This is a genomic window from Uruburuella suis, assembly GCF_004341385.1.
GTDB classification, from domain to species: Bacteria; Pseudomonadota; Gammaproteobacteria; order Burkholderiales; family Neisseriaceae; genus Neisseria; species Neisseria suis.
Genome location: NZ_SLXE01000055.1, coordinates 1 through 6,819 on the forward strand (window position 1 = coordinate 1; position 6,819 = coordinate 6,819).

Below are 6,819 nucleotides of genomic sequence, written 5' to 3' on the forward strand. Positions count from 1 at the left end.
ATTCTAAAAAATAATATACAAACAGGCAGCCCGTAGGTCGGATTCTTGAATCCGACACTTGTTCGTAGAACAAGCCACGCACATCGCTTTGGCCGTTGGCCAAACGTCGGATTCAAGAATCCGACCTACGCGGATGATGTTGCCAAACTGCTTTTATTTTGTAAGGTTATTTTTTTGGATTGGTATAATACGCATCACAAGCGGTTGAGCGCCAGCCATTTCTGCAAATCTTCGGCGCTGATGCCGCCGTTTTCCTCAAAATCAAGCTTGTTCACCAACACGCCTTTGCTGTATTTGGCCAGCACGGGCGTGCCGCTGAGGCGGTATTTCTGCTTGAAGGCTGCCCAGGCGGTTTTGTCTTGATGCAGGCGGTGCACGTTGACAAACGAAAGTTTGTCTTGCAGCTTGTGTGCTTCGATGGCGCGCTTGAGCATCGGCTCGAATGCGTTGCAATCGCCGCAGCTGGGGCGGCCGATATAGGCGTAAAAGGTGTCGCCGCGTGCCACTTTGGCTTCGAAATTGGCCACGGTGAGGCTGTTGAGCTCGAAATAGATGTCGGAATACATGCCCTCTAAGCGGCGGCTGTTTTCGGCCGACAATTTCACTGCTGTTTCGGCTTCGGCAAGCCGCTCTTGCAGGGCTTGGGTTTCGTTTTTGGCGCTGCTGCATGCGCTCAAGGCCAGCGCCAGCGCAGCTAGGGCGAATAGGTTGCGTTTCATGGTAAAGCTCCTGATTTAAAAAAGGCCGTCTGAAAATATAACATGTTCAGACGGCCTTTTTATTCATCAATTAACGTTATTTGATTTACGCCAACAAAGCCACCAACACGGCCTTAATCGTGTGCATACGGTTTTCGGCCTGGTCAAACACAATTGAGGCTTCGCTTTCAAACACTTCCTCCGTTACTTCCACGCCGTCGAGGCCGAAGGTTTGGTAAATCCACTCGCCCACTTTGGTTTCGCGGTTGTGAAATGCGGGCAGGCAGTGCATAAATTTCACCTGCGGCTTGCCCGAAGCGGCCATCAATTCGGGGGTGACGCGATAAGGCTTGAGCAGATCGATGCGCTCTTGCCATGCGGCTTCCGGCTCGCCCATGCTCACCCACACATCGGTGTGGATAAAATCGACACCGGCCACGGCCTCTTGCGGATCGTCGGTGAGCAGCACGCGCGCGCCGCTGGTTTGCGCCAGCTCGTGCGCTTTGGCAATCAGGCTTTCAGACGGCCACAAGTGTTTGGGCGCGCCGATGCGCACATCCATGCCCAGCAAAGCGCCGATCAGCAGCAGCGAATTGCCCATATTGGAGCGGGCATCGCCCACATAAGCATAAGCGATTTCGTTGAGCGGCTTTTGGCTGTGCTCGCGCATGGTGAGCACGTCGGCCAGCATTTGCGTGGGGTGGAATTCGTTGGTGAGGCCGTTGAACACGGGCACGCCGGCATAAGCGGCCAGCTCTTCCACGATGGCTTGGCCGAAGCCGCGATACTCGATGCCGTCATACATGCGGCCGAGCACGCGGGCGGTGTCTTTGATGCTTTCTTTGTGGCCGATCTGGCTGCCGGTGGGTTCGAGATAGGTAACACCGGCGCCTTGGTCCATCGCGGCCACTTCAAAAGCGCAGCGGGTGCGGGTGGAAGTTTTCTCGAAAATCAAGGCGATGTTTTTGCCTTTGAGCTTCGGCACTTCTGCGCCGGCTTTTTTGGCCGCTTTCAATTCGGCCGACAAATCGAGCAGATAGTGGATTTCGGCGGGGGTGAAATCGAGCAGTTTTAAAAAATGGCGGTTTTTCAGGTTCATGGCATTACTCTGCTTTCTGGCTTGATTGAATCCGGCTTTCAGACGGCCTCAGCGCTTGTTTGCAATCTTTTTTCTATTGCTAGGGGCTGTTCACAATTCATCCGTGCGTAAGATTTTGAGCGCAAAAGCGTGGCTGCAAGGCGAAAAGCACAGCAAGGTTGAACACCTTGCGAGCATTTTCAACGCGGCAGGCGCGTTTTTGAGCCAAAAGATTGCCACGAGATGAATTGTAAACAGCCCCTAACAGGCGCTCATAATAATTGCCGCATCATTTCTTCATAAATAGCCGACAAACGGGGAATATCCGCCAGCAGCACATTTTCGTTAATCTGGTGGATGCTCGCATTGCAGGGCCCCAATTCAATCAGCTCGGCGGCAATGGCTTTGATAAAACGGCCGTCTGAAGTGCCGCCGCTGGTGGAAAGCTCGGCTTTGATGCCGCACACTTTCTCAATCGCGGCCTGCGCCACTTCGGTGAGCCGGCCGGCGGCGGTGAGAAAGGGCTGGCCGGAGCATTGCCATTCGATATCGTAGGCGATGCCGTGTTTGTCGAGCACATCGTGCACGCGCTGTTTGAGGCCGATGTCGGTGGATTCGGTGGAAAAGCGGAAATTGAATTTCACGTTGAGCGCGCCGGGTATCACATTGGTGGCACCGGTGCCGCCGTTGATGTTGGACACTTGAAAGCCGGTGGGCGGGAAATAGGCGTTGCCTTTGTCCCATTCGGCGGCGGAGAGCTCGGCCAGCGCAGGCGCGAAGGTGTGCACCGGGTTCACCGCCAAATGCGGGTAAGCGATATGGCCTTGCTTGCCTTTCACGGTGAGGTTGCCCGAGAGTGAGCCGCGGCGGCCGTTTTTGAGGGTGTCGCCCAGCTTTTCCACTGCGGTGGGCTCGCCCACAATGCAATAATCAATTGATTCGCCGCGCGCTTTGAGCGCATCCACCACTTTGGTGGTGCCATCGTAAGCATCGCCCTCTTCATCAGAGGTAATCAGCAAGGCGATGCTGCCTTTGTGCGCCGTGTTTTCCGCCACAAAGCGCTCGCATGCGGTTACAAAACAGGCGATGCTGGTTTTCATGTCGGCCGCGCCGCGCCCGTAAAGCCGAGCGTTGCGCTCGGTGGGCACAAAAGGCGGCGAATCCCATTTTTCCACGGGGCCGCTGGGCACCACATCGGTGTGGCCGGCAAAACACAAAAGCGGCGCTTCGCTGCCGCGCCGCGCCCAGATATTTTGGGTGTTGCCAAAGTGCATGGTTTCGATGGTGAAGCCGATTTTTTGCAGGCGCGCAGCCAAAATGGCCTGGCATTGTTTGTCGTCGGGGGTAACAGAAGCTTCGGCGATTAATTGTTTGGCTAAGCTTAATGATTGGGTTTCGTTCATACACGCTCGTGTGAATTTAAAGATAAAGGCCGTCTGAAAAGTCTTTCAGACGGCCTTTTGACATTTCGTGCTTATTTATAGCCTGATTTGCTTGATTTGCCAAGATGTAAGGGTTTGCTTACATTTCATCACACGGTAATAACACAGTAATCTATCGGCGAAAAAACGCGTCTGCTGCGTTGAAAATGTGCGCAACGTGTTCAACCTTGCGGTGCTTCCGCCTTGCAAGCACACTTTTTCGCTCAAAATCTTATCCGCGGATGAGGTGTGGGCAAGCCTTTAGTCAAAATATGTAAATTTCGCGCGCTTCACGTTGCACAACAATTCATAAGCGATGGTGCCGGCGGCGGCGGCCACTTCGTTTACATGCACCACATCGCCCCATAATTCCACTTCATCGCCGAGCCCTTCGCGCGACACATCCAATTCGATGGTGATCATGTCCATCGACACGCGGCCGAGCAGGCGGCTGCGGTGGCTGCCGATGGCCACGGGCGTGTCGGTGCCGGCGAGGCGCGGGTAGCCGTCGGCATAGCCGCAGGCAATCAGACCCACGCGGGTGGATTTGCTGGTATAAAACGTGGCGCCGTAGCCGATGGGCGAATGCGGCTGCAACACGCGCTCGCCAAACACCGCCGTGCTCAGGCGCATCACCGGACGCAAGCGCTCATCGGTGCCGCCAAAGGGGCTCGCGCCGTAGAGTGCAATGCCCGCCCTGCCCCAATCGCGCCGCGCGGCAGGGTGGGCAAGCATAGCGGCGGAATTGGCCAGGCTCTCTTCACCGGGCAGGCCTTCGCAGGCCAGATCAAACGCTTCGATCTGCATTTCGGTCATGCCGCTGCCCGGCTCGTCGGCGCAGGCAAAATGGCTGAATTTCACAATCTCGGCCACCTTGGCCGATTGCTTCAAGGCGGTGTAGGCGGCGGCGAAATTGTGCGGGAAAAAGCCGGCGCGGTGCATGCCCGAATCCATTTTGAGCCACACGTTTACCGGCTGCTGCCAATCGTGCGCCAGCAAGGCTTCGAGCTGCCATTGGCTGCCTACTGCCGGCCACAAACGGTGTTGGTCGATTAATGCATATTCGGCCGCTTCAAACACACCTTCGAGCAGCACAATCGGCTTGTCGATGCCGCCTTCGCGCAATTCCAAGGCCTCTTCGATGGTGGCCACGGCAAAGCCGTCGGCGATGTCGGCCAGCGCATGGGCGCAACGCAATGCGCCGTGGCCGTAGGCATTGGCTTTCACCACCGCCAGCAATTTATTGCCGTGGATATGCTTGAGGGCTTGGTAATTGTGGCGTAGGTTTTCCAGGCGGATTTGGGCATTGAGCGGGCGCATGTTCTGTATTCCTTCTGAGGCCGTCTGAAATATTTTCAGACGGCCTGATTGATTCAAAATAATAAAAAATAATAAAATGAAACGATTATAATACCAATTCAAAAAAGTAAGCGAACAAGGCGGCAGCCTGCGACAGTACAAATAGTACGGCTAGGCGAAACAACGAAGTTAGGTTAGTTTTTTGGATTCGTATAAGCCGATTGCGCCGCTTTATGCATGCGCGTGTGCGCCGCTGTAGCGCGACAGCCCCAAATCATCGCTGCGGATTTCGGTGGCCGTGCCGGAGGCCAAATCGGCGGCCAGCTTGCCCGAGCCCAACGACATGGTCCAGCCCAGCGTGCCGTGGCCGGTGTTGAGGAAAAGATTATCGAAGCGGGTGGCGCCCACAATCGGCGTGCTGTCGGGCGTCATCGGGCGCAGGCCGCTCCAAAAAGCGGCTTGTGCGGTGTCGCCGCCGTGGGGATACAAATCGTTGAGCACCAATTCGAGCGTTTCGCGCCGCTTCGGATTCAGCTGGATTTGATAGCCCGACAATTCGGCCATGCCGCCCACGCGGATGCGCTCATCAAAGCGGGTGATGGCCACTTTATAGGTTTCATCGATAATGGTCGACACCGGTGCGGCCGCATCGTTGACCACCGGCACCGTGAGCGAATAGCCTTTCACGGGATACACCGGCAAATCCAGCCCCAAAGCGGCCAACGCCGGCCGGCTGAAGCTGCCCAAGGCGCACACAAAAGCATCGGCCTCAAAGCGCTCGCCGCCGGCATGCACGGCGCTGATTTTGCCGCCGGCCTGCTCGAGCCGCTCGATGCTGTGGTTAAACTTAAACACCACGCCTTTTTCGGCACACAATGCCGCCAGGCGGGTGGTGAAAAGATGGCAGTCGCCGGTGCCGTCGTTGGGCAGATAAAGCGCGCCGGCCAATTGGTGCGCCACCGCCGCGAGCGCCGGCTCATATTCGGCGCATTCATCGGCACGCAAGCGGCGGTAAGGCACGCCGTAGGCTTCGAGCACTGCCACATCTTTGGCTGAAGCGGCCACTTCGGCGGCGCTTCGGAAAATCTGCACCGTGCCCCGATGGCGCGCTTCAAAGCCCATACCGGTTTCGGCCTCAAATTGATTGAACAGCGCGCGACTGTATTCCGAAATACGCACCATGCGTTCTTTATTCAGGTGATAAGCCGCTTCGTTGCAATTGGCCAGCATCTGCCACAGCCAGCGCAATTGAAACAGGCTGCCGTCGGGCTTGAAAATCAGCGGCGAATGCGGCCTGAAAAGCCATTTGAGCGCTTTTTGCGGAATGCCCGGCGCCGCCCACGGCGTGGTGTAGCCATACGAGAGCTGGCCGGCATTGGCAAAGCTGGTTTCCATTGCCGCCGCTTCGGCGCGGTCGATAACCGTCACCTGATGGCCGGCTTTGGCCAGATACCACGCGGTGGACACACCCGCCACGCCTGCGCCCAATACGATGATGTGCATGTTTCTTCCTCTTTAATTTATTATTTGGCATGTGTTTGCATTTCACCTTGCAACCACACTTTTTTGCTCAAAATCCGGCTCGCCGCCGCAAGGCAAACAAACCCTAGTGAAAGCGGCCAGTCTAATCAAAATTAAATAGTTTTTTTCACTTTATTTTTAATATTTTTTATTTTATGATGGCTGAAATTTTATCAATTAAAGTGAAAAAGCAAAGTGAAAGAACTCGACAAAACCGATCGCAAAATTCTCAAGCTCTTGCAGCAAAACGCCCGCATCGCCATGACCGAATTGGCCGAAAAAGTGGGCTTGTCCACCACCCCCGTTACCGAGCGCGTGCGCCGGCTCGAGCGAGAAGGCATCATCAGCGGCTACCACGCCCGCCTCAACCCGCATGCATTGGGGCAAAGCCTGCTGGTTTTCGTGGAAATCAAGCTGCGCTCGAAATCGGGCAATATTTTTGAAGATTTCCGCCGCGAAGTGGCCTTGATTCCGCAAATTATGGAATGCCATTTGGTGTCGGGCGAATACGATTACCTGATTAAAGTGCGCTTGCCCGATATGTCGGCCTATCGCGATATGCTCGGCAATATCCTGCTGCAATTGCCCGCCGCCGCCGAGAGCCGCAGCTATGTGGTGATGGAAGAAGTGAAAGAAGATATGCTGCTCACGCTGGATTGATAAAGCAGCAAACAAAAAGGCCGTCTGAACATAATGCGTTCAGACGGCCTAGGGTCTGTTCACAATTACTTGTCATAACATTGAATAAAAAGGAAAGCAGGTGTAAAAAGGGAGCTCTCACACAACCCTAATACACCTGCCA

Annotated in this window: 6 protein-coding genes; 1 reads left to right on the forward strand and 5 read right to left on the reverse strand. The window is 55.3% G+C overall.

Annotated elements, in window-relative coordinates:
• Positions 1–194 precede the first annotated feature (194 nt).
• The 5 genes from EV680_RS11690 to EV680_RS11710 all read right to left on the reverse strand — a co-directional run bounded on the left by EV680_RS11690 (position 195) and on the right by EV680_RS11710 (position 5,999).
• The gene (locus EV680_RS11690; protein WP_132954922.1) at positions 195–719 is read right to left on the reverse strand and encodes a thioredoxin family protein; all 525 of its coding nucleotides are present in this window, start codon (positions 717–719) and stop codon (positions 195–197) included.
• 85 nt (positions 720–804) lie between these two features.
• A complete protein-coding gene (locus tag EV680_RS11695; RefSeq protein WP_132954923.1) occupies positions 805–1,797 on the reverse strand; it encodes an ornithine carbamoyltransferase in 993 nt (330 codons plus the stop codon).
• 251 nt (positions 1,798–2,048) lie between these two features.
• On the reverse strand, positions 2,049–3,179 hold the full coding sequence (gene dapE / locus EV680_RS11700; RefSeq protein WP_132954924.1) for a succinyl-diaminopimelate desuccinylase: 1,131 nt from the start codon (positions 3,177–3,179) through the stop codon (positions 2,049–2,051).
• 279 nt (positions 3,180–3,458) lie between these two features.
• Positions 3,459–4,517 carry an alanine racemase gene (gene alr, locus EV680_RS11705; RefSeq protein WP_132954925.1) on the reverse strand — a complete coding sequence of 353 codons (1,059 nt, stop codon included), beginning with the start codon at positions 4,515–4,517 and terminating at the stop codon, positions 3,459–3,461.
• A gap of 210 nt (positions 4,518–4,727) precedes the next feature.
• Positions 4,728–5,999 (reverse strand): D-amino acid dehydrogenase, encoded by a 1,272-nt coding sequence (locus tag EV680_RS11710; protein WP_132954926.1) that lies wholly within the window; start codon positions 5,997–5,999, stop codon positions 4,728–4,730.
• Between the two features lie 213 nt (positions 6,000–6,212).
• On the opposite strand from EV680_RS11710, the gene EV680_RS11715 reads away from it, so the two are divergent.
• Positions 6,213–6,677, forward strand: a complete 465-nt coding sequence (locus EV680_RS11715) for a winged helix-turn-helix transcriptional regulator (RefSeq protein WP_132954927.1) — start codon at positions 6,213–6,215, stop codon at positions 6,675–6,677.
• The last annotated feature ends 142 nt before the right edge of the window (positions 6,678–6,819 follow it).

Coding starts and splice junctions, on each gene's coding strand:
- EV680_RS11690 (WP_132954922.1), bottom strand. CDS start 719: ATGAAACGCAACCTATTCGCCCTAGCTGCGCTGGCGCTGGCCTTGAGC.
- EV680_RS11695 (WP_132954923.1), bottom strand. CDS start 1,797: ATGAACCTGAAAAACCGCCATTTTTTAAAACTGCTCGATTTCACCCCC.
- dapE (WP_132954924.1), bottom strand. CDS start 3,179: ATGAACGAAACCCAATCATTAAGCTTAGCCAAACAATTAATCGCCGAA.
- alr (WP_132954925.1), bottom strand. CDS start 4,517: ATGCGCCCGCTCAATGCCCAAATCCGCCTGGAAAACCTACGCCACAAT.
- EV680_RS11710 (WP_132954926.1), bottom strand. CDS start 5,999: ATGCACATCATCGTATTGGGCGCAGGCGTGGCGGGTGTGTCCACCGCG.